23 protein-coding genes are annotated in these 22514 nt (G+C 66.0%); 19 read left to right on the top strand and 4 right to left on the bottom strand.

Translation table 11 applies throughout. The features are described from left to right. Positions 1-56 precede the first annotated feature (56 nt). The 13 genes from ACSLGO_RS02995 to ACSLGO_RS02935 all read left to right on the top strand — a co-directional run bounded on the left by ACSLGO_RS02995 (position 57) and on the right by ACSLGO_RS02935 (position 11765). Entirely contained in the window at positions 57-1112 is a 1056-nt protein-coding gene (locus ACSLGO_RS02995; RefSeq protein ID WP_263127902.1) for an ATP-binding cassette domain-containing protein, read from the top strand. Beyond that, positions 1109-1945, top strand: coding sequence for an ABC transporter permease (locus tag ACSLGO_RS02990; protein ID WP_091600904.1), 837 nt, complete (start codon positions 1109-1111; stop codon positions 1943-1945). Before ACSLGO_RS02995 ends, ACSLGO_RS02990 begins: the two co-directional genes overlap by 4 nt. Before the next feature lie 30 nt (positions 1946-1975). Further along, on the top strand, positions 1976-2923 hold the full coding sequence (locus ACSLGO_RS02985) for an ABC transporter ATP-binding protein (protein WP_263127901.1): 948 nt from the start codon (positions 1976-1978) through the stop codon (positions 2921-2923). Further along, positions 2920-3771 (top strand): ABC transporter permease, encoded by an 852-nt coding sequence (locus ACSLGO_RS02980; protein WP_436399865.1) that lies wholly within the window; start codon positions 2920-2922, stop codon positions 3769-3771. Before ACSLGO_RS02985 ends, ACSLGO_RS02980 begins: the two co-directional genes overlap by 4 nt. A gap of 164 nt (positions 3772-3935) precedes the next feature. Continuing rightward, positions 3936-4892, top strand: coding sequence for an ABC transporter ATP-binding protein (locus ACSLGO_RS02975; RefSeq protein WP_091600907.1), 957 nt, complete (start codon positions 3936-3938; stop codon positions 4890-4892). After that, a complete protein-coding gene (locus ACSLGO_RS02970; RefSeq protein ID WP_091600908.1) occupies positions 4889-5764 on the top strand; it encodes a hypothetical protein in 876 nt (291 codons plus the stop codon). Before ACSLGO_RS02975 ends, ACSLGO_RS02970 begins: the two co-directional genes overlap by 4 nt. A 161-nt stretch (positions 5765-5925) precedes the next feature. Next, positions 5926-7200 carry a M18 family aminopeptidase gene (locus tag ACSLGO_RS02965; RefSeq protein ID WP_386917683.1) on the top strand — a complete coding sequence of 425 codons (1275 nt, stop codon included), beginning with the start codon at positions 5926-5928 and terminating at the stop codon, positions 7198-7200. A 211-nt stretch (positions 7201-7411) separates the two neighbouring features. After that, complete coding sequence (rpsF, locus tag ACSLGO_RS02960; protein WP_091600910.1) at positions 7412-7717, top strand: 30S ribosomal protein S6; 306 nt, start codon at positions 7412-7414, stop codon at positions 7715-7717. Between the two features lie 68 nt (positions 7718-7785). Next, a complete protein-coding gene (locus tag ACSLGO_RS02955; protein WP_055242870.1) occupies positions 7786-8337 on the top strand; it encodes a single-stranded DNA-binding protein in 552 nt (183 codons plus the stop codon). A 103-nt stretch (positions 8338-8440) separates the two neighbouring features. Further along, positions 8441-8680, top strand: coding sequence for a 30S ribosomal protein S18 (gene rpsR / locus ACSLGO_RS02950; protein WP_003800144.1), 240 nt, complete (start codon positions 8441-8443; stop codon positions 8678-8680). Positions 8681-8698: 18 nt separating this feature from the next. Next, a complete protein-coding gene (gene rplI / locus ACSLGO_RS02945; RefSeq protein ID WP_055242872.1) occupies positions 8699-9148 on the top strand; it encodes a 50S ribosomal protein L9 in 450 nt (149 codons plus the stop codon). A 569-nt stretch (positions 9149-9717) separates the two neighbouring features. After that, positions 9718-11097, top strand: coding sequence for a replicative DNA helicase (gene dnaB / locus ACSLGO_RS02940; RefSeq protein WP_091600911.1), 1380 nt, complete (start codon positions 9718-9720; stop codon positions 11095-11097). Positions 11098-11141: 44 nt separating this feature from the next. Then, the gene (locus tag ACSLGO_RS02935; protein WP_436399863.1) at positions 11142-11765 is read left to right on the top strand and encodes a hypothetical protein; all 624 of its coding nucleotides are present in this window, start codon (positions 11142-11144) and stop codon (positions 11763-11765) included. Between the two features lie 15 nt (positions 11766-11780). Here the strand turns inward: ACSLGO_RS02935 and ACSLGO_RS02930 are convergent, their stop codons facing one another. Further along, a complete protein-coding gene (locus tag ACSLGO_RS02930; protein ID WP_091600913.1) occupies positions 11781-12374 on the bottom strand; it encodes a helix-turn-helix domain-containing protein in 594 nt (197 codons plus the stop codon). A 110-nt stretch (positions 12375-12484) separates the two neighbouring features. Between ACSLGO_RS02930 and ACSLGO_RS02925 the strand changes: the two genes are divergently transcribed. Next, positions 12485-13525, top strand: a complete 1041-nt coding sequence (locus tag ACSLGO_RS02925; protein ID WP_436399861.1) for an NAD(P)/FAD-dependent oxidoreductase — start codon at positions 12485-12487, stop codon at positions 13523-13525. A gap of 2 nt (positions 13526-13527) precedes the next feature. Here ACSLGO_RS02925 and ACSLGO_RS02920 read toward each other — a convergent pair whose 3' ends face one another. Beyond that, entirely contained in the window at positions 13528-15558 is a 2031-nt protein-coding gene (locus ACSLGO_RS02920) for an APC family permease (protein WP_255300424.1), read from the bottom strand. 415 nt (positions 15559-15973) lie between these two features. On the opposite strand from ACSLGO_RS02920, the gene ACSLGO_RS02915 reads away from it, so the two are divergent. After that, a complete protein-coding gene (locus ACSLGO_RS02915) occupies positions 15974-16687 on the top strand; it encodes a transglycosylase family protein (RefSeq protein ID WP_091600917.1) in 714 nt (237 codons plus the stop codon). Positions 16688-16786: 99 nt separating this feature from the next. Here ACSLGO_RS02915 and ACSLGO_RS02910 read toward each other — a convergent pair whose 3' ends face one another. Then, entirely contained in the window at positions 16787-17080 is a 294-nt protein-coding gene (locus ACSLGO_RS02910) for a MoaD/ThiS family protein (RefSeq protein ID WP_226802350.1), read from the bottom strand. After that, positions 17077-18180, bottom strand: coding sequence for a WD40/YVTN/BNR-like repeat-containing protein (locus ACSLGO_RS02905; RefSeq protein WP_325786201.1), 1104 nt, complete (start codon positions 18178-18180; stop codon positions 17077-17079). Before ACSLGO_RS02905 ends, ACSLGO_RS02910 begins: the two co-directional genes overlap by 4 nt. A 145-nt stretch (positions 18181-18325) precedes the next feature. On the opposite strand from ACSLGO_RS02905, the gene ACSLGO_RS02900 reads away from it, so the two are divergent. The 4 genes from ACSLGO_RS02900 to ACSLGO_RS02885 are packed head-to-tail and all read left to right on the top strand — an operon-like array spanning position 18326 to position 22487. Continuing rightward, on the top strand, positions 18326-19246 hold the full coding sequence (locus tag ACSLGO_RS02900) for a DUF4031 domain-containing protein (protein ID WP_436399860.1): 921 nt from the start codon (positions 18326-18328) through the stop codon (positions 19244-19246). After that, the gene (locus ACSLGO_RS02895) at positions 19239-20489 is read left to right on the top strand and encodes an MFS transporter (RefSeq protein WP_091601513.1); all 1251 of its coding nucleotides are present in this window, start codon (positions 19239-19241) and stop codon (positions 20487-20489) included. Before ACSLGO_RS02900 ends, ACSLGO_RS02895 begins: the two co-directional genes overlap by 8 nt. Then, positions 20486-21844 (top strand): MATE family efflux transporter, encoded by a 1359-nt coding sequence (locus ACSLGO_RS02890; protein WP_263127894.1) that lies wholly within the window; start codon positions 20486-20488, stop codon positions 21842-21844. Before ACSLGO_RS02895 ends, ACSLGO_RS02890 begins: the two co-directional genes overlap by 4 nt. Before the next feature lie 52 nt (positions 21845-21896). Continuing rightward, positions 21897-22487 carry a DUF308 domain-containing protein gene (locus ACSLGO_RS02885; protein ID WP_091600923.1) on the top strand — a complete coding sequence of 197 codons (591 nt, stop codon included), beginning with the start codon at positions 21897-21899 and terminating at the stop codon, positions 22485-22487. The last annotated feature ends 27 nt before the right edge of the window (positions 22488-22514 follow it).

Raw genomic sequence — 22514 nt, 5'->3', positions numbered from 1 at the left:
TGAATCTGTCCTGATAACCCCTATCCAGCGCGTCCGGGCGGTCCTAACCTGTTCGCATGTCCCTTCCCCCCAACCCAGAAAACCACGTGCGTCCGGTCTCGGAAGGCCGGCGCGATCCACTGATCCAGGCACGCGGCCTGACCAAGGTCTACAAGTCCAAGTCAGGCCCGGTGCGCGCCCTCGACGGCCTGGACATCGGCGTACCGCAGGGAACCGTCACGGCACTCCTGGGCCCGAACGGCGCCGGAAAAACGACGGCGGTCAAGGTGCTGACCACGCTGATCAAACCCACTGCAGGGACCGCCTCCATTGACGGGATCGACGTCACCGCCAGGCCCAAGGACGTCCGCCGGATCATCGGTGTGTCCGGACAGTACTCTGCGGTGGACGAAAACCTCACGGGCATAGAGAACCTCAGGATGGTCGGCAAGCTTTACCACCTGCCCACTGAGCAGGCCCGGAAGCGGGCGGGAGAGCTCATCGAGCAGTTCGACCTGGCGGATGCGGGCAACCGGCCCGTGAAGGGGTACTCCGGCGGCATGCGCCGCAGGCTGGACCTCGCCGGGGCCCTGGTGAACAACCCCCGCGTCCTGTTCCTGGACGAGCCCACCACCGGCCTGGACCCGCGCAGCCGCCTGGCCCTCTGGGACGTGATCAAGTCCCTGGTAGCGGCGGGAACCACCCTGCTGCTCACCACCCAGTACCTCGAAGAAGCGGACCAGCTGGCGGATACGGTCGCCGTGATCGACGGCGGCAAGGTCATTGCCGAGGGCACGTCGGACCAGCTCAAGGCCAGGATTGGCGGGCACCGGGTGGCCGTTGCCCTGGTTGAAGGGTTCGACGCTGGCACCGCCCGGGAGATCCTGGCCCGCTACGGCAGCGGAGAGGTGCATACCGCCGGCGACGGGCGGTCGCTGGAAGTAGCCGTCACTGAAGGCCCCGCCGCGCTGCAGCTGGTGCTGCGGGACCTGGAGGCGGCGGGAATCCAGCTTCACGACGCCGGTATCCGGCGCCCCACGCTCGACGACGTGTTCCTGAAGCTCACGGGGCACATCGCCGAGGCAGAGGGCGAAAGCGCTGAAGACGCAGGGAAAGCGAAGGCAGCACGATGAGCGCCGCAACCGCTGCCGCCCGGTTCGGATCCGGGACCACCGCCGGGAGCTGGGTCTCGGACGGGTGGACCGTCACCAAGCGGAACCTGATCAAGATCCGCCGCACACCGGACATGATCGTGTTCGCCGTGCTGCAGCCGATCATGTTCGTGCTTCTCTTCAGCCAGGTCTACGGCGGATCCATCCAGGTGGCCGGGACCAACTACACGCAGTACCTGATGGCAGGCATCTTCGCCCAGACGGTGGTCTTCGGCTCCACGTTTTCCGGATCGGCCATGGCCCAGGACCTGAAGGAAGGAATCATCGACCGGTTCCGCACCCTCCCCATGAGCCCGTCCGCGGTACTGATCGGGCGGACCAACTCCGACCTGGTGCTGAACGGCATCTCGGTGGTCATCATGATGTGTACCGGGCTGCTGGTCGGCTGGCGGGTCAACACGTCCTTCTGGGAGTTCCTGGGCGGGGTGGGCCTGCTGCTGCTGTTCTCCTACGCGTTCAGCTGGGTGATGGCACTGCTCGGCATGTCCGTCCGCTCCCCGGAAGCCATCAACAACGCCTCCTTCATCATCCTGTTCCCCATCACCTTCATTTCCAACGCGTTTGTGCAGAGTTCCACGCTGCCCGAACCGCTGCGCACGATCGCCGACTGGAATCCGGTCTCCGCACTGGTCCAGGCGGTAAGGCAGCTGTTCGGCAACCTGGGATCCACGCCGGTACCGGATACCTGGCCGATGCAGAACCCCATCACCACCGTGCTGATCGGTTCCGCCATCATGCTCGTGGTGTTCGTCCCCCTGGCCGTCCGCAAGTTCGAGGCGGTGAGTTCACGCTAGGCCCCGTTCCTCCGAACCAAAGGACTGAGCATGATCGAGGCACATGAACTCACCAAGCGCTTCGGCGGCAAGACTGCCGTCGACGGCGTCACCTTCAGCGTCCAGCCCGGCAAGGTGACCGGATTCCTCGGTCCGAACGGCGCCGGGAAATCCACCACCATGCGGCTGATCGTCGGCCTGGACCACCCCAGCTCCGGCAGCGTGAGCGTCAACGGCAAGCCCTACGCCCGGCACAGGATGCCGCTGCACGAAGTGGGCGCCCTGCTGGAGGCCAAGGCCGTGCACCCCCGGCGGTCCGCCTACAACCACCTGCGGGCCCTCGCCGCAACGGAGGGCATACCCGCCTCGCGCGTCAACGACGTCATCGATCTCACCGGGCTGGGCCCGGTGGCCCGGAAAAGGGTGGGCGGCTTCTCGCTCGGCATGGGCCAGCGCCTCGGCATTGCTGCAGCGCTGCTGGGGGACCCGCAGACCCTGATCCTGGACGAACCGGTGAACGGCCTCGATCCGGAGGGCGTGAAATGGGTGCGCTACCTGGTGAAGGGCCTCGCTGCCGAGGGCCGAACGGTGTTCATCTCCTCCCATCTGATGAGCGAGATGGCTGTCACCGCGGACCACCTGATCGTGATTGGCCGCGGCCGCATCCTGGCGGACGCGCCCATCGAGACAGTGCTCACCGGCGGCCAGGCTGAACGCGTCCTGGTGCGGACTGACGACGCCGATGCCCTGGCGGCCGCGCTCGCCGGGGACGGCGTGGAGATCCGCAGGGAAGCGGCGGATGAGCTGACTGTCCTCGGCCTGCCCGCGCGCCGTATCGCTGAAACGGCCTTCAGCCGGGGCATCCTCGTCACCGGACTGATACCGCAGCAGGAGACCCTTGAAGATGCCTATATGGAACTGACCGGCGGCGAGGTCGAGTACCAGTCACAGCAGATCGGCGCGCAGGCGCTCTCGGCTACTGAAGGACGCAGCTCATGAGCACAGCGGCAACCCCCCGGCCCCGGTCGCAGCGCACCTGGGGAGGTCCGGTCACCTTTGGCCGTGTGCTGCGCTCCGAATGGATCAAGACAGCAACGGTTCCTTCGACCGTCATCCTCCTGGCCGTGAGTTTCGCGGTGATGATCGGCCTCGGTGCGCTTGTGGCCTGGGGGCTGGTCCAGCTGGCCGGCGAACCTGAAAGCGGCCCGCCGCAGGGGATCGGCCAGTCCCTGCAAAGTGCGGCATATGACGTCCCGGCCTCCGGCCTGCCCTTTGGCCAGCTGCTGATTGCTTCCCTGGCGGTGGTGCTGATCGGCTCCGAATACACCACCGGAATGATCCGCTCCACCATGGTGGCCGTGCCCACACGAGTCCCGGCGCTGCTGGCCAAGACGGTGGTCATCGCCGTCATTTCCTTCCTGTTGGGAGTGCTTTCGGCTTTCGTGACGTATTTGCTGGCGCAGCCCATCCTGGCCGGTTCGGACCTGGATTTCGGACTGGACGCAGAGTGGGTGCTGCCCTCCATCCTCAACACCGGCACCGTCCTGGCGCTGATCGCCGTGATGGGCGTGGCCATCGGTGCACTGCTGCGCAGCACTGCCGGGGGAGTTGTCACCCTGGTTGGTGCGCTCTTCGTGCTGCCAATCATCGCGGGATTGCTGACGGGCCTGGCGGACTGGGTGGAAGACGCCGCCCGCTTCCTGCCCAGCAGTGCCGCGGCGCAGCTGGTAGCCACCCAAATCCAGCCGGACGCCTTCAACCAGGTGGAGGGCGGCCTGATCCTGGCGGGTTGGGCGGCGGTGCTCCTTGCTGCCGCGGTGGTGGTCCTTCGGAAGCGGGACGTCTAAAACCCGCCGCTTTCATACCGGCGGCTCAGGGTCCACCCTGAGTCATCCCTAAGGGGGACGCCGGTTTTGCCCTGAATCATCCTTTGGGCCGGTCCGCAGCAGACAGCGGGCGCATAGTGTGGGGGTACACCCCCGAACTTGTACGCTCCAAGATGAGGATCACCATGATCGAGGCACGCGGCCTCTCCAAGCGCTACGGCAGCAAAACCGCCGTCGACAATATTTCCTTCACCGTCGAACCGGGAAAAGTGACTGGCTTCCTGGGCCCGAACGGTGCCGGCAAGTCGACGACCATGCGGATGATCGTGGGACTGGACCGTCCCACCTCCGGAAACGTGACCATCAACGGCCAGCCCTACGCCCGCCACAAGGCTCCGCTCCATGAGGTTGGCGCCCTGCTTGACGCGAAGGCGGTGCACACCCGCCGGTCGGCATACAACCACCTCCGCGCGATGGCCGCCACCCACGGCATCTCCAACAAGCGCGTCAACGAAGTCATCGAGCTCACCGGACTGGGCGCGGTCGCCAAGAAGCGCGTCGGCGGATTCTCGCTCGGCATGGGCCAGCGCCTCGGCATCGCCGTCGCCATGCTCGGGGACCCCAACACACTGATCCTGGACGAGCCGGTCAACGGCCTCGATCCGGAAGGCGTGCTCTGGGTCCGCAACCTGGCCCGCGGCCTGGCGGCTGAAGGCCGCACCGTCTTCCTCTCCTCCCACCTGATGAGTGAAATGGCCGTCACCGCGGACCACCTCATCGTGATTGGCCGCGGACGGATCATCGCCAACGCGCCGATCCAGGAGATCATCGACGGCGGCGGCCGCCAGCGCACCCGGGTACGCACCGACAACGCAGCCGACCTCCTGCCCGTCCTGGAAGGACAGGGCGCGGAGATCAACCGGCTCGAGGACGGACTCTTCGAAATCAGCGGCGCCGATTCGCGCTCCATCGCGGAGATCGCCCTGGACCGCCGGATCCTCCTCACCGAGCTGACCCCGATCCAGGTCTCGCTGGAGGACGCCTACATGGAACTCACCCGGGACGACGTCGAATACAAGTCCCACGGATTTAGCCAGGAACCGGCTGCAGCCGAGCCTGTTGTGGAAGGAACCCGAGCATGAGCACCACAACCGCACCCGCGCCGTCGCGCCGGACGGCCCGCACCGACGGCAGCGGTGTCAATTTCGCCCGGGTCCTGCGCTCGGAATGGATCAAGGTCACCACCCTGCCCTCAACCGTCATCCTGCTCTCCGTCACCCTGGTGGTCATGGTGGGCCTGGCGGCACTTGTGGCCTGGAGCTGGGCCACCACCGCGCAGATGATCTCCGACGATCCGGCCATGGCCCCTGCCATGGGTGTTGCGCCGGAAATGGACCTCCAGGCCCTGGTCTATGACACGCCTGCCTCCGGCGTGCTCTTCGGCCAGCTGCTGATTGCTGCCCTCGCCGTGGTCCTCGTGGCTTCCGAATACAGCACCGGCATGATCCGTTCCACCATGGTGGCCGTACCCACCCGTACTCCGGCGCTGCTCGCCAAGGCCATCATCATCGCGCTGGTTGCCTTCGTCATCGGAGTTGCCGGAGCGTTTGCCAGCTACCTGATCAGCCAGCCGCTGCTGGCACCGGAGAACCTGGACTTCGGCCTGGACGCTCCGTGGGTGCTGCCCAGCATCATCAACACCGGAACACTCCTTGCCGGCATCGCGATCATGGGCGTAGCCACCGGATCGCTGCTCCGCAGCACGGCCGGCGGAATCGTCACCATCATTGGCGTGCTGTTCGTGCTGCCGGTGATCATCCAGCTGATCTCCGGTTTGGCGGACTGGATTCCCGACGCCGCCCGGTTCCTGCCCAGCAACGCAGGAACCCAGCTGGTGGCCACGAACATCGCCGACGGTGCCCTGAACCAGCTGGAAGGCGGACTGGTCCTTGGCGGCTGGGCAGTTGTCCTGCTGGTCGTGGCGATGATCGTCACCAAGCGCCGCGACGTCTAGGCGCACAAGACTTCGGTGAAGGCGGCGGTGGAAGAACGGCCGCCGACGTCTTCACTGAAAACCCCTCCACAACCCCCGGTGCCCGGCACCGGGGGTTGTTTGTTTCCACGGGCACATCCCACCGGTTACGCGGGCGCCCCCGGCTCTGGTTGAATCGGAACATGTCTGACGCACTGGCCCACGTAAAAGACCTCGGCGAATATGTAGCCGCCTCACCTTCCAGCTTCCACGCCGCCCGAACGGCAGCAGACCGGCTGCAGGCCGCCGGTTTCATCGAGCTGCATGAAGACGCGAACTGGCCGGAGACTGCCGGTAAGTACGTGGTGGTCCGTGACGGCGCATTCATCGCCTGGATTATTCCGGAGGGTGCAGCGGCAGGCACCGGATTCAACATTTTCGGCACCCACACCGACTCGCCTACCTTCAAGCTGAAGCCTTCTCCCACCACCGGGAAGTTCGGCTGGCTGCAGGCCGGCGTTGAGGTCTACGGCGGTCCGCTGCTGAACTCCTGGCTGGACCGCGAACTCCAGCTGGCCGGGCGGCTGGTGACGCTCGACGGCGCCGAGCACCTGGTTGCCACCGGTCCGCTGCTGCGTTTCCCGCAGCTGGCCATCCACCTGGACCGCGCCGTGAACGAAGGCCTGAAACTGGATAAGCAGCAGCACATGAATCCGGTCTGGGGGCTTGGGGACCCGTCTGCGGCAGACCTGCTGGGACTGCTCGCGGCCAGGGCCGGCGTGGACCGCGAAGAAATCGGCGGGTACGACGTCGTTGCCGCGGACACGCAACCCGCACAGGTGTTTGGCGCCAATGCTGAGTTTTTCGCCTCCGGACGGCTGGACAACCTCTCCTCCGTTCACGCGGGACTGTGTGCCCTTGAATCGGCGGCCGAATCCAAGAGCGGCGGATCGATCGCCGTGCTGGCTGCCTTCGACCATGAAGAAGTGGGAAGCGGAAGCCGTTCCGGTGCGGCAGGCCCGTTCCTGGAGGACGTCCTTGCCCGCATCGGTGCCGGGATGGGAGCCGGAACCGCGGATTCCCAGCGTGCCCTTGCCGCCTCCTTCTGCATCTCCGCGGATGCCGGGCACGCCGTGCACCCGAACTACGCCGAACGCCACGACCCAGCCAACCGTCCGGTGCTGGGCGGCGGGCCACTGCTGAAGATCAACGCCAACCAGCGCTACACGACGGACGCGCCAGGCGCCGCGTACTGGGCTGCGCTGTGCCGCGAGGCAGAGGTTCCCTACCAGGAGTTCGTCTCCAACAACTCGATTCCCTGCGGCTCAACCATCGGCCCGCTGACAGCAACCCGCCTGGGCATCCGCACCATGGACGTCGGGATTCCGCTGCTTTCGATGCACTCCGCCCGCGAAATGTCTGGGGTCAGCGACCCGTTCCAGCTTTCCCGGGCCGCTGCAGCGTTCTTCACGCGGTAGCCGCACGCTGGGAGACGGGGCTCTGTCCACAGGTGAACTTTGGAGTCGCGAAAATCCGATAGGATAGTGAAGTCTGTGCTGTCGGCTTCGGCTGGCAGGCTTCCGGGCGCAACGCGGGTTCACCGCCGGCCCGGAGCGCAAAGACAACGCTAAAGAACCTCCTGTTACGGAAAGACCGTGACCGTATAGCCCAAAGGAGGTGGGTTCACAAATGCGTGCTTATGAACTGATGGTAATCATCGACCCCGAGGTCGAAGAGCGTACCGTGGAGCCTTCGCTCGACAAGTTCCTCAACGTTGTCCGCAACGAGGGTGGAACCGTCGACAAGGTTGACATCTGGGGTCGCCGCCGCCTGGCCTACGACATCAAGAAGAAGTCTGAAGGCATCTACGCGGTGGTTAACTTCACCGCCAGCCCTGCAGCTGCTGCTGAGCTTGACCGCCAGCTTGGCCTCAACGAGACCATCCTGCGTACCAAGATCATCCGCCCCGAAGACCAGAAGGTTGTTGCCGAGTAATTTCGGTCCATCCTTTAATCGTCAACGAAAGGCCCGGGCATTCCGGGCCGAGACACCAGGAGGCATAAATGGCAGGCGAGACAACGATCACCGTGGTCGGCAACCTGACGAACGATCCGGAACTCCGGTTCACCCCGTCCGGTTCAGCAGTGGCGAACTTCACCATTGCCTCGACGCCGCGCACCTTCGACCGGCAGTCCAATGAATGGAAGGACGGCGAAACGCTGTTCCTCCGTGCGTCGGTCTGGCGTGAAGCTGCGGAAAACGTCGCCGAGTCCCTGACCAAGGGAACCCGCGTCGTCTGCCAGGGCCGCCTGAAGTCGCGTTCGTACGAGACCAAAGAGGGCGAAAAGCGTACCGTCATGGAGCTTGAGGTCGACGAAATCGGCCCCTCGCTTCGTTACGCGTCCGCAAAGGTCACCCGCACCCAGCGCTCCGGCGGCGGCGGCGGTGGCTTCGGCGGGAACGCCGGCGGCGGCTTCGGCGGCAACTCCAACTCCGGTTGGGGCGGCCAGCAGCAGCAGCAGTCCGCACCTGCGGACGATCCCTGGGGTGCCCCTGCAGGCGGCAACTCAGGCGGCTGGGGAGCCGGCCCGGATTCCAACGATCCGCCCTTCTAAGCAATACCCACGTGCCGCAAGGCACAACCTCTGACGGCAACCGCCGTCGAGCCCATCCCGTGGAACTGATCCACGGGCTCCACTAGACATAAGGAGCTCCACGATGGCTAAGGCTGAACTTCGCAAGCCCAAACCAAAGTCCAATCCCTTGAAGGCCGCTGACATCACTGTCATCGACTACAAGGACGTAGCATTGCTGCGCAAGTTCATTTCCGACCGCGGAAAGATCCGCGCTCGTCGCGTAACTGGCGTAACCGTGCAGGAACAGCGCAAGATCGCACAGGCAATCAAGAACGCCCGTGAAGTTGCACTCCTGCCTTACTCCGGCGCTGGCCGCGGCTAAAGGAAAGGAACCTAACTCATGGCAAAGCTCATTCTGACCCACGAAGTCACCGGTCTCGGTGCCGCAGGCGACGTTGTTGAGGTGAAGGACGGTTACGCACGTAACTACCTGGTACCCCGCGGCTTCGCTCTCACCTGGACCAAGGGTGGCGAGAAGCAGGTTGAGTCCATCAAGGCTGCCCGCGCTGCCCGCGAGCACGCTTCGCTGGAAGACGCCCAGAAGCAGGCTGCTGCACTCTCCGCCAAGCCGGTCAAGCTGACCGTCAAGGCCGGCGAGTCCGGACGCCTCTTCGGCACGGTCAAGCCCGCTGACGTTGCTGCTGCCGTTGAAGCTGCCGGCCTCGGCAGCATCGACAAGCGCAAGGTTGAACTGCCGACCCACATCAAGTCGGTTGGTTCCTTCCAAGCCAACGTCCGCCTGCACGACGACGTTGCTGCCGTCATCGACCTCGAGGTCGTTGCCAGCTAACAGCGTTTAGACGCACACTGCGGAATCAGCTGCGCCCCCGCCTCCTGAGGAGACGGGGGCGCAGCTGCGTTTTAAGGGCCGTCGGCATGGCAAGCAGGCTGAGCGTCGCGAGTAATCCCAAGTACCTCACAAGTATGTGGATATCGGCTGTGGATAACGGCGTGCTTATGCGCGATCCGTGAATCTGTCAACCTGAAGGTTGAGGCTGAATGTTGACCAAAATAGTTGTCTGTACACAGGTGTGGAGAAGTGTTTGACCTAGTCAAAGCCATGTTTTAGGCAAAAGAATTTTCTTTTCCACAGTCTTATGCCCAACCTGTGCACAAGACACGCCCGGTTATGAACAGCCTATCCACACCACCTGTGGATAACTCGTTTGATGAGGGGGCCTTACAGGGCTACGGTTGCGGTGGACTCCCTCATCGGCGCACCCGGCAGTATCGGCGAGGGCACGGCGGGCGTTGTCGCCCAGTGTCAGTGCCGTCGGCTAGAACTAAGCCAGCCTTACACGTTTTTTGGGTCTGCCTGACGGGACCCATGGATAGAACATTCTTTGAAAGGGTGGCCTCGTGTCGCTTGCACATGCGGATTCCGCTGAATCAACCCGTACTCCCGATTTTGGCCGGACTCCGCCCCAGGACCTGGTGGCGGAGCAGTCGGTGCTTGGCGGCATGATGCTTTCCAAGGACGCGATCGCAGACTGCGTTGAGGTGCTGCGCGGTGTGGACTTCTACCGCCCCGCCCATGAGGCCATCTACGAGGCCATCATTGACCTGTACGGACGTGGCGAGCCGGCGGACGCCGTCACCGTCTCCGATGAGCTGACCAAGCGCGGGGAAATCACGCGTATTGGCGGGCCCGCCTACCTGCACACCCTGATTCAGTCCGTACCCACGGCCGCCAACGCCGGCTTCTACGCCGAGATTGTGCGTGAGCGCGCCGTCCTGCGCCGCCTGGTGGACGCCGGCACCAAGATTGTCCAGCTGGGCTACTCCAATGACGGAGAAGTCGATGACCTGGTCAATGCTGCGCAGGCCGAGGTCTACGCCGTCGCCGAACGCCGCACGGCGGAAGACTATGTTCCGCTGAAGGACATCATTGAGGGCACGGTGGACGAAATCGAGTCCGCCGGCCACCGCGGCGAAGGCATGACCGGTGTTCCCACCGGTTTCTACGAACTCGACGAACTGACCCAGGGCCTGCACGGCGGCCAGATGATCGTCATCGCTGCCCGTCCCGCCGTCGGCAAGTCCACCTTCGCCCTGGACTTCGCCCGGTCGGCGGCCATCAAGCACAACATGACCACGGTTTTCTTCTCCCTGGAAATGGGCCGCAACGAAATCGCCATGCGCCTGCTCTCCGCCGAGGCCACCATCGGCCTGCAGGACCTGCGCAAGGGCACCATCAAGGACGAGCAGTGGGGCAAAATCGCCACCACGATGGGCCGGATGAACGATGCCCCGCTGTTCATCGATGACAGCCCCAACATGTCCCTGATGGAAATCCGGGCCAAGTGCCGGCGCCTGAAGCAGCGGCATGACCTGAAGCTCGTGGTCCTGGACTACCTTCAGCTGATGTCCTCCGGCAAGCGTGTCGAATCCCGCCAGCAGGAAGTCTCGGAGTTCTCCCGTGCACTGAAACTGCTGGCCAAGGAACTTGAAGTGCCGGTCATCGCCCTCTCGCAGCTGAACCGTGGTTCCGAGCAGCGCACCGACAAGAAGCCCATGGTCTCGGACCTGCGTGAATCCGGCTCGATCGAGCAGGACGCTGACATGGTGATCCTGCTGCACCGCGAGGACATCTACGACAAGGAGTCCCCGCGGGCCGGTGAAGCCGACGTGATTGTGGCCAAGCACCGTAACGGTCCCACCAAGACCATCGTGGTTGGGTTCCAGGGCCACTATTCGCGGTTCTCCAACATGGCCGTAGAAGGCGGCTCCGGCTTCTAGCCGCAGCCTCAAAGCAGTATCCACCCCACACCAGGAGAACCGCAGTGCCCAAGTCAAAGCCACGCAAGAAGGCCGTCCACAAGAAGAAGCAGGCCCGCCGTGCGGAGCACGAAGTCAACGCGATGCTTCGCGGGGAGACCGCCTACTTCAGCGACGACGCCGATGCGCTGCTGACCGCACGCGGTTGGATCAGTGAGCGGACCCAGCCCGGCGGCGCTGATCAGGGCGATGCGTGGTACTGGATGCCGTCGCAGCTGCCGGCCTATCTGGAGGAGGGTGAGCCGGTACCAACCTCGGTCTACCCCTCGACTGAGAACACCTTCGTTGCCCAGCTGGCGACTCCGGACGGCTCCGTGCCGCCCGCTGCGCAAACCGAGTACGGTTCCCTCGACGAGCTCGAAGCAGACCTGGAGCGCCTCGAGGCCTACCGTGTGCCCGCCGGTACCTGGACGGCGCTGCCCGGAGCGGACGAGGAGACACCGGCGAATCTGATCGACTCGATCTCCGAGGAGTGGGAGCTGATCGCCGAGCTGATCCATTACCCCTACACCGACGGCGACGAGTCCCGCTCCTTCGCCGTCGTCGAGCAGGCCGCGCAGGACGGCCGGCTCACGGACTATGCCTACCGGTCAGTCCTTGCCGGGCGCGGTGCCGCTTCCGCAAAGTAGTCCTGCGGGGCGGGGTCAGGACCGCTTTCGGGGATCCGCAGGCCTCGCCCGGACGTGCGCCTTCTCTCCCTGCGGTCCAAAGAGCGCGAGGAACTCCACCACGTCCGGCCCGGCGTTTCCCATCCAGTGCGGCACCCGGGTATCAAACTCGGCGGCCTCACCGGCGCCCAGGACGAGCTCGGTCTTTCCCAGCAGCAGCCGCAGCCGGCCGCTGAGCACGTACAGCCATTCATAGCCGTCGTGGGTCTTGGGGTCCGGGGCGGCTGGTTCCTTCGGTGCCGGAAGTATGTACTTGAATGCACCGATGCCGCTGGCCTTTTCGGTCAGGGCAATGACGGTCGCGCCCTGGCGGCGCACCGACCGCATGTGCACGCGCGGATCTCCGGTCCTTGGGCCGCCCACCAGTTCATCCAGGGTGACGGCGTAAATCCGGGCCAGGGGCAGCAGCAGTTCCAGGGTGGCCCGCCGCTGTCCGCTTTCCAGCCGGGAGAGGGTGCTGAGGGACATCCCGCTGGTCTCCGCGACTTCCGTCAGAGTTTTTCCGCGGGCTGTGCGCAGCGACCGCAGCCGGGGTCCGATTCCTGCCAGGACAGATTCGTCGTCGTTCATAATCCCCGATCTTGCCATAACAGCAAAACTTATTGCCGCCCGCAGGGGCGCCCGGAAGACTGGCACGCAGGGCGCCGGCGCATTGCCGGCCCAACGGGCCAAGGAGTTTGATGACCATGCTGGATTCGGAACAGGACGGCACAGCAGCCGCAGAGTACGACGTCGTTATTGTGGGTGGGGCCGCCGCGGGACTCAGTGCGGGACTGGTGCTCTCCCGGGCGCGGCGGAGGGTTGCCGTGGTCGATGCGGGTGAACCCCGCAACGCTGCTGCCGGACACATTCACAACTACCTGGGCCGCGAAGGAGCCGCCCCCGGCGAGCTCTACGCTGCAGGACGGGAGGAAGTCCGCAGCTACGGCGGCACGATCATCCCGGGACGGGCCCAGAACGTTGAGCACCGCGGCAGCGGGATGTTCCGGGTCATCCTGGAGGACGGCAGGACGCTCTCCTGCCGCAAAATCCTCGCCGCCAGCGGAGCCCTCGATGAACTTCCGGCAGTTCCGGGCCTGTCAGGTTTCTGGGGCACCGATGTGCTGCACTGCCCGTACTGCCACGGCTGGGAGGCAGGAGGGAAGGCACTTGGCGTCCTGGCCTCCAACCTGGACGCAGCCATCCACCAGGCACTGATGTGGCGGCAGTGGTGCGCGGACATTGTGCTTTTCCTCAACGGCACTGGCACGCCGAGCGACGAACAGGAAGGGCAGCTCGCCGCCCGCGGAATTCGGATCGTGGACGGCCCGGTAACTGCGGTGGAGGGCGACGGCGCCGGCCTGGCCGGGGTGCGGCTGGCGTCGGGGGAGTTTGTGCCCCGCCAGGGCCTCGTTGTGATGTCGAAGCTGCGTGCCCGGGACGGTTACCTTGCCGGCGTGGGGCTGGCCGCGGAGGATCAGTACTTTGGGGACCTTGCCATTGGAACTGCCGTACCCGCGGAGCCCAGCGGTGCGACCTCCGTCCCAGGGGTGTATGCCACAGGCAACTTGACGTCCCCCATGACGCAGGTCATCGGGGCCGCCGCCGCCGGGCTCGCCACGGCCGCAGCGATTAACGCCGAGCTGATCGCCGAGGACACGGCCGCCGCCGTTGCTGCGGCCCGCCGGGAAGGGCTGCAGGACGAGGCCTTCGGCGCGGAAGCCGGCCCGCTGCTGCGCTAGGGTCAGGACGTCTTGGCGTCCGGGTTCGGCTGCGCAACCGAACCCGGACGGACATCCTCGCCCGCTTCGCGTGACGCTGCGGCGGCGTCGCGGCTGGAGGCCAGCTGCCACGGAACACTGGCAACCATGATGCCCGGTTCAAAGTGGAGCCGTGCCTTGATCCGCAGGGCGGTCTGGTTGTGCACGAGCTGCTCCCACCAGCGCCCGACGACGTACTCGGGGATGTAGACCACGAACAGTTCGCGCGGAGAGGCACGGCGGGCTTCACGCAGGTACGCCAGGACCGGTGAGACGGTTTCCCGGTAGGGGGAGGAAAGAACTGTTAGGGGCACGGGGATGCGCAGCCGCTCCCATTCACGGACGGTCCTCTCCGTTTCATCCGCATCCAGGTCCACAATGATGGCGTTCAGGCTCGAGGGGCGTGAGGCCCGTGCGTACGCCAGGGCCCGCAGGACGGGCTTGTGCACCTTGGAGACCAGGATCACCGCGTTGACCCGGCTGGGAAGCGCCAGGACCGAGGGATCTTCCTCGACCCGCAGTTCTTCGGCAACCGCCTCGTAGTGCCGGCGGATGCTGTCCATCACCACGTACAGGAATGCCATGGCTAACAGGGCAATCCAGGCTCCGTGCTCAAACTTGGTGACCACCACGATCACCAGCACCAGGGCCGTCATGCCGAAACCGCAGGAGTTGATCAGCCTGGAACGGACCATCCGGCGCCGGTTTTCAGGTTTGCGTTCGGTGCGGAGCTTGGCGGTCCAGTGCCGGATCATGCCCAGCTGGCTTGCCGTGAAGGAGACAAAGACGCCAACGATGTAAAGCTGGATCAGCCGTGTCACATCCGCGTTGAAAATGAGGATCAGGGCCAGTGCCGCCAGCCCGAGGACGATGATGCCGTTGCTGAAGGCCAGCCGGTCTCCGCGGGTGCGCATCTGCCGGGGCAGGTAGCCGTCCTTCGCCAGCACGGACGCCAAGATGGGGAAACCGTTGAAGGCCGTGTTGGATGCGAACACCAGGATCAGTCCGGTCGAGGCGACCACAACGTAGAAGAGCAGTGAGCCGTCTCCGAAGACGGTCTCGGCCAGCTGGCTGATGACCGGGTGCTGGATGTAGTCCTGGACCGGCAACCCGTTCTGCAGCAGCTGGGTGGCAGGGTCCTGCACAAAATGGACCTTGGTGAGGGTCGCCAGGGCGAGGATGCCGGCAAGCATGGCTGCTGCCAGCCCGCCCAGCAGCAGCAGGGTAGTGGCGGCATTGCGGCTCTTGGGCTTGCGGAACGTCGGAACGCCGTTGCTGATGGCTTCCACGCCGGTGAGCGCGGCAGCGCCGGAGGAGAACGCCCGCAGCAGGAGGAAGGCACCGGCCAGGCCGGTGAGTCCGGCGTCGAGCCCCGCCTCGGGAAGCAGGTCGAACCCTGCGGAAGGTGCCTGCTCCAGGGTGCCCGTGGCCGCCTGGAACAGACCGATGGCGCACATGCCCAGCACTGAAGCGAGGAAGAGGTAGGTTGGCACGGCGAACACGGAGCCCGCTTCCTTCACGCCGCGCAGGTTGATGAGCATGAGGATCACCACGCCGGCTGCGGCGAGCAGCCCCTGCCGCCCGTGCAGCGCCGGGACGGCGGTGACGAGGTACTGGGCCGCCGAGGACATCGACACCGCGACGGTGAGTACGTAGTCCACCAGCAGGGCGGATCCGACGGTCAGGCCGGCTTTGCGGCCAAGGTTTTCACTGGCGATTTCGTAGTCGCCGCCGCCGGACGGATACGCATGGACGTTCTGGCGGTAGGACGCAACGACCGTCAGCAGAACCACAATGACTGCCAGTCCCACCCAGGGGGAAAGCGTTACCGCGGCCACCCCGGCCAGGGCGAGCGTCAGGAGGATTTCATCCGGGGCGTAGGCGGCGGATGACAGCGCGTCCGAGGCATATACCGGCAGGGCCACGCGCTTGCGCAGCAGTGTGCGGGAGAGCTGCTCGTTGCCGTACGGACGCCCCACCAGAATGCGCTTGAGCGCATTGAAGAATGTGAGCACGAGGACAAACCATAGACCGGTTGCAGGACCAAGTCCAGACAGTCAGAAACCCGCATTTCCGCGCTGTGTGGCAAAGTGCACATTGCGCCGCCCGATCGGCATGAGCACGCGGATCGCACGGTTGGCAACGACACTCCGGAGAAGGTCTCGGTTTGATATCGATTTGTGTCTTCCCTACCTTAGATGAGTGCCCGAAACACGGGCGGTAGCCGGGTCCCGAAAAGCTGAACCTGATCCGGCCGGCAGCACCCCATCAGACGGTGCAGCCGAGACAAATTGCATCGTGCCCCACGCCACCGCGCGTCGCCGCTGTGGGAGCACTGAACAAGACCTCTAACAGTCGGGGGCAGGCGACGGCGTAATGAAGCCCGGGGACGGGCGGAGCGCAGGTGGGCCTCAGGAGCAGATACAGCTAATGAAGAACTCGAAGATCACCCGTTACGTCCGTCGTGGACTTGCTGCCGCTGCCATCACTGGTGCCGGCGCTGCCGGACTCGCCGGCATGGCCGCTCCGGCCAACGCAGCCTCAATGGACTGGGATGCCCTCGCACAGTGCGAAAGCGGCGGTAACTGGGGCATCAGCACCGGTAACGGATTCTCCGGCGGCCTGCAGTTCACGCCCAGCACCTGGGCGGCATTCGGCGGCACCGGCGACCCCTCCAACGCAAGCCGTGAGCAGCAGATCGCTGTTGCCGAGCGTGTACTGGCCGAGCAGGGCCCCGGCGCCTGGCCTGCCTGCACTGCCAAGCTGGGCATGACCGGCGCTACTGCCAACCCGCAGGCTGCGGCTCCGGTGCAGCAGGCACCTGTTGCCGAAGCCCCCGTACAGACCTACTCGGTACCGGTAGAGGCTCCGGCTGCACCGGTCGAGACCTACACGGCTCCGGTTCAGCCTGAAGCCGTTGCACCGGTAGAGGTTCCGGCCACCTCGCAGGGCGCTGCCGCTGCGGTTCCGGCTCCCGCGGTCAGCGGCGAGTCCTACACCGTCCAGGCTGGCGACACCCTGTCCACCATCGCCGAGAAGCTCGGCATCGAAGGCGGCTGGCAGGCTCTGTACGCAGCCAACACCGGCACCGTAATCCACCCCGACCTGATCCTCACCGGACAGGCCCTGCAGCTCCCGGCCTAACCGGTACCTGCAGCGAAAACGGCCGGACACCCCTCAAGGGTGTCCGGCCGTTCTTCTGTTTAACCGGGGGTCCACCCCGCAGTGGCGGCAGGAAGGCCTTCAGCCGCCGGCGATTGACTGCAGGATCAGCACTTCGGCACCAGGGCTGACCTCACTGTGCTGGCGGTCCAGGCCGCGGATGTCCTCGCCGTCCACATATATATTGACGAAACGGCGGACAGTTCCCTGCTCATCGCGGATACGCCGTTCCAGGACAGGGAAGCGGGAGCCCAGTCCGTCCAGCAGGGAACCTACGGTCAGCCCGGCCTCTCCCGGAACGCTGAGTTCCCGGGTTCCTCCTGCGGCAGCTGCGAGAACCTCCGGCAGAACGATCCGAACCTCGGTGCCGGTCACGGTTCCGGAGTTCCGACGGCGGCGGCCCGGACGCAGAGTACGTCCGGAAGGTTGGACGCCACGAGGGAAAACGTTCCGCCCTCATCGGCACTGGCATACACATCGCCCGCTCGGGTCCCAAAGTAGACGCCAGCCGGCTCGGCCGTATCGACCGCAGCGGCATCGCGCAGGACTGCGTTGTATTCGGCTGAGGGCAGCCCGGTGTCCTGCCGGGTCCATGATTCCCCGGCATCCGTGCTCCGGTAGACGGCCAGCTCGCCTCCGGGGGGAATGCGCTCGCCGTCGGCAACCAGTGGAATGGTCCAGAGCGTGCCGCCGGTATGCGGATGAGCCAGCATGACGAATCCGAAATCCGCGGGCAGTCCGTCGGCAATCGATATCCAGGTGTCCCCGGCGTCGTCACTGCGGTACACCCCGTGGTGGTTCTGGGCGTACAGGCGGGCAGGATCCGCGGCGTCCCGCGCCACCTTATGCACGCACTGGCCGAATTCGGGATTCGGGTCCGGCAGGAAGTAGGCGGAGATCCCGTGGTTTCGCGCAGCCCAGGACTGCCCGCCGTCGTCGGAACGGTACACCCCGCCGGAACTGATCGCCACGTGCACACTCTCGTCTGCCGGGCTCGGAAGGACCGTGTGCGCTGCCGCTCCGCCGTACCCCTCGCCCCAGTCCGGGCGGTGGGGATGGTTCCACAGTGCCTCGTTCAGTTCGAAGCTGGTGCCGCCGTCGGTGGATTTCCAGACGGAGATCGGCTCGCAGCCGGCCCAGATGACTCCGGGGCGGTCAGCCGAGTCCGGCTGCAGCTGCCAGATCCGGCCCAGTGCCTCGCCTGTTTCGGGCGGAAAAGTGATGGCTCCCGCCTCCGGTTCGGTCCAGGTTTCCCCGAGGTCTCCGGAGATCACAACCGTGGGACCCCAGTGTGGGGAAAGCAGCCCGGCGAGGATACGCGGGGGAGAGTGCCGGGTGTCCAGGGCGACGCTGGCTACCTCGTTCATCAGGAAATGGGGACCGCTGAGCTTCCAGCCCGTGCGGTCGCTGCTCTGTGCCAGCCACAGGCCCTTGCGGGTGCCGATGGCAAGGAGGGTGTCCCCGGTCTGTGTCATGGCAGATATTGGACCACCCGACGGGCGGCGGGACAAGGGAGTTCCGAAGCCGGATGGCGTGCCTGTCAGGGGCCGGATGGAAAATACGGGGCCGGTGGGCTAAGGATGGAGGAATGGTTGCTGCTCATTTCCCGGACGTGCGCGCTTGATCTACATTGATCCGCCCCTCTGGCCGGCCCACGGAACGTACTTCTCCCACCTCGTTTCCGACTCCTCCCTGGAAGAGCTCCACGCCTTCGCCGCCGCAGCGGGCATCCCGCGCCGGGCCTTCGACCGTGACCATTACGATGTGCCGCAGCACCGCCATGCGGATCTGGTGGCCGCCGGTGCCGCGCCGGTTGACGGCGCCACCCTGGTCCGTGCGCTGATTGCCGGCGGACTGCGTATCCCGGCCCGCGAGCGGGCGGCATCACTGGTGCATCCGCTGCGCCGCCGCTGGGACGCGCTCGTCCCCGGCGCAGAGGAGCTGGGCGCCGAACTGCTGAACCGCTGGGGTGAGCCGCACCGGCACTACCATGACAGGCGGCACCTTCTGCAGGTGCTGGAGGCGCTGCACCGGCTCGGCTGTTCCGACCGTCCGGTGCTCCTGGCCGCGTGGTTCCATGACGCTGTGTATGACGGCGTGGCGGGTGCGGATGAGGAAGCCTCGGCGGGGCTGGCCGAGGAACTGCTGCCGCCTGCCGGAATCCCGGCAGCAGAAACCGCCGAGGCTGCTCGGCTGGTCCGCCTCACAGCGGCCCACGACCCGGCAGCCGATGACGAACGCGGACGGCTGCTCTGCGACGCGGACCTGGCAGTGCTGGGCAGGGCCCCGGCGGATTATGACCGCTACGCGGCCGATGTCCGGTGCGAATACCGGCATGTTGGGGATTCCGCCTTTGCCGAAGGCCGCCGGAGAGTACTTGAAACGCTGCTTGCGCGCGGTGTGGACCTGTACCGGACGCAGCGCGGCGAAGACCTGTGGGGCTCAGCGGCACGGTCAAACCTTGCCCGTGAGCTGGCTTCGCTCGCGCCGGGCAGCTACCCGGCCGGGAGCGGCAGCGGATCCGGTGCGGGCCGTGGCTGAAACGGCCGGTTTCGCCGGACATCTCCGGGGCAGCTCCGGTTACCGCAGGGTACTGGTGGGCCTGGCGGCCGCAGGGGTGGCGACCTTCGCGCAGCTCTATTCGGTTCAGGGCCTGCTGCCCCAGCTCGCTGCAGACTTTAACGTGAGTGCGGCCACCGCTGCGCTCAGCGTCTCGGCGGCAACACTGGGCCTTGCCGTCGCCGTGATCCCCTGGTCTGCGGCAGCAGACCGTTTTGGCCGCCTGCCCGCCATGCGCACAGCGATCATCACCGCCGTCATCCTGGGGCTTGTGGTGCCGCTGTCACCTGACTTCTCCGTCCTGCTGGCCCTGCGGTTCGCGGAGGGGGCGGCCCTGGGCGGGATTCCCGCCGTCGCCCTGGCCTACCTGAGCGAGGAGGTGAGTCCGGTCCATGCAGCCGTCGCCGCCGGGACCTACGTTTCCGGAACCACAGTCGGCGGCCTTGCCGGACGCATCCTGGCAGCGCCGGTCGGTGAATATTCCTCTTGGCGAATAGGTGTGGCGGCAGTGAGCCTGCTCGCCGCCGCGGCCGCCGTCGTGTTCATGCTCGCCGCGCCGCGGCAGCGCGGCCACGTTCCACAGCGCAGGGCCGACGGCGGAGCCACACTGGCCGTCCGCCTCACCGTGAATCTCCGCTCGGGACGCCAGCTGGTGCTGTATGCCCAGGCATTCTTGCTCATGGGCGGGTTCGTGGCCGTCTACAACTATCTTGGATTCCGGCTTGAGCTCGCCCCGTTCAATCTGCCCCAGTCGCTCGCCAGCTCGCTGTTTCTTGCCTACCTGGCGGGCACCTGGTCCTCGCGCTTCGCAGGCAAGGCCTCAGGATGGGCGCGCGGCGGCCGCCGCACCGTGCTGCTGGCGTGCACCGCGGTCATGGCCGGCGGGCTGGCCCTGACCCTGCTGCAGTCCCTTCCCGCCGTCATAGCCGGCCTGGTGATTTTCACCGCCGGCTTCTTCGGAGCGCATGCGGTTGCCTCGGGCTGGGTGCCGGTCCTGGCCCCGGCCGGCCGGGCCCAGGCCTCGTCCCTCTACAACCTCGCCTATTACACCGGGTCCAGTCTGGTGGGCTGGGCAGCGGGACTCTTCTTCCAAAGCGCGGGCTGGAACGGACTGGCCGGATTCGTGCTCTGTCTCATGGGCATTGCCGCGGCCCTGGCAGCCACCCTGCCCGGCCGGCTGAAACAAACTGCCGGCACTGCCGCCGGACGTAGGCTGGAAGCGTGAAAACCCGGAGCCCCGCACCGAACCGGACGCTCGGACGGCAGATCCTCGCCCTGGCGCTCCCGGCGCTGGGGGCGCTGATCGCCGAGCCGATGTTCCTGCTCGCCGATGCCGCCATCGTCGGCCACCTGGGCGTGAACCAGCTGGCCGGCGTCGGGCTGGCCTCCACCGTGCTCCAGACCGCCGTGGGACTGATGGTCTTCCTGGCGTATTCAACCACCGGAACGGTGGCCCGCTTCCTCGGCGGAAACCGGATCCCTGAGGCGATAGCCTCCGGCCGGGACGGCATTGCCTTGGCAGTCCTGCTGGGTGCGGCGCTCTCCACGGCGGGAATCCTGCTTGCTCCCTGGCTCACCGGTGCCCTCGGGGCGGAGGGGGAAGTGCAGCAGTTCGCGGTGGACTACCTGCGCTGGTCCATGCCAGGACTGACGGCGATGCTGGTGGTACTGGCAGCCACCGGCGTGCTGCGCGGCCTGCAGGACACCAGGACGCCGCTGGTTGTTGCGGTTGCCGGCTTCAGCCTGAACATTGCACTGAATTTCCTGCTGGTCTACGGCTTTGGCCTGTCCGTCACCGGCGCTGCCATGGGCACCAGCATCAGCCAGTGGGGCATGGCAGCGGCCTACCTGGTAATGGTGGCGCGCATGGCCCGGAGGCACGGGGTCTCGCTGAGGCCCACGGTTGCCGGCATCACCGCAGGTGTGCAGGTGGGGTCCTGGCTGATGCTGCGCACGGCGAGCCTGCGTATTGCGGTACTCGCCGCCGTCGTTGTTGCCACGGCCCAGGGGCCGGTTTCCCTCGCAGCGCACCAGCTGGTCATGACGTTCTTCACTTTCCTTGCCTTTGCGCTGGATGCCCTGGCGATCGCTGCCCAGGCCATGATCGGCAAGGAACTGGGAGCCGGAAACCGGGTGATGGCAAGGGAGCTGACCCGGAAGATGTCAGTCTGGGGAGTGGGTTTCGGCGTCCTCACCGGGGTGCTGCTGGCAGCCGCGGCGCCCTTCGCCGGTTGGATCTTCACTACTGACCCCTCGGTGGTCACCGCCCTTGCGCCAGGACTGTGGGTTCTGGCCGCGGCGCAGCCTGTCTGCGGCCTGGTCTTTGTCCTGGACGGGGTGCTGATCGGTGCCGGGGACGCCAAATACCTGGCCCTGACCGGTGTGCTCAACCTGGTGGCCTACCTTCCGCTGCTCTGGTGGGTCCATGCCTCGGGCCTGGAGGGCGGCTCTGGAATCGCCTGGCTGTGGGCAGCCTTCGGGCTCGGCTATATGACGGCACGCGCCGTGACACTTTCCTGGCGGGCCCGCTCCGACGCCTGGATGGTAACCGGTGCGGCAACCGGCACTATGAACGACTAAGCTAAGAACCGGCCGGACCGGCCGTCAAGCAACCTGAAAGCGGAGGCTCGCCGTGGGCGCACCCCACCCCAAAGCACCCTGGGTTCCGATTCTTCTCCGTTCCGCGATCGCCGCGGTCTACGGCGGACTGACCATCTTCTGGCAGGAACCCACACTTTCCGTGCTCGCCATTGCGGGCGGACTGTACTTCGTCCTCACGGGCCTGAGCCTGTGGCGCATGTCCGCGCTGGCCCGTTCCTGCCGCGTCCCGCAGGTCCCGGGGGCGCTGCTGGTAGCCGCGGCGCTCTACGCAGTGGCCGGTGTTGTTGTAGCGCTGGCCCAGTCCACCACCGTCTTCGCCTATGTTGGCGGTGCGGCCCTGCTGGTGGGCGGCCTGATCGAGTTCGCCTTCTGGTTCCGCGTCCGCAAGGACTTCACGCCGGCACGTGACTGGCTGATCACCGGTGCCGCCGCGATCGGTGCTGCTGCGCTGATGCCGGCGTTCCTGGCCCTGGCGGAAAGCAGCCATGTCCGCGCGCTGCTCGGCGTCAGCGGAGGCTCCGCCGTCATCATCGCCGTGGTCCTGGCTATCTCCGGGCTGGGCCTGCGCCATGACGCAAGCCTGGCACCGGAAAGCGGCGAACCGTCGAAGGCCGTAAACTAGTACCATCCGCGGCTTTCTACCGAGGGT

The sequence above is a fragment of the Arthrobacter sp. IK3 genome, assembly GCF_051337705.1.
GTDB classification, from domain to species: Bacteria; Actinomycetota; Actinomycetes; order Actinomycetales; family Micrococcaceae; genus Arthrobacter_B; species Arthrobacter_B koreensis.
This window is presented reverse-complemented; position numbering and strand designations above follow the sequence as displayed.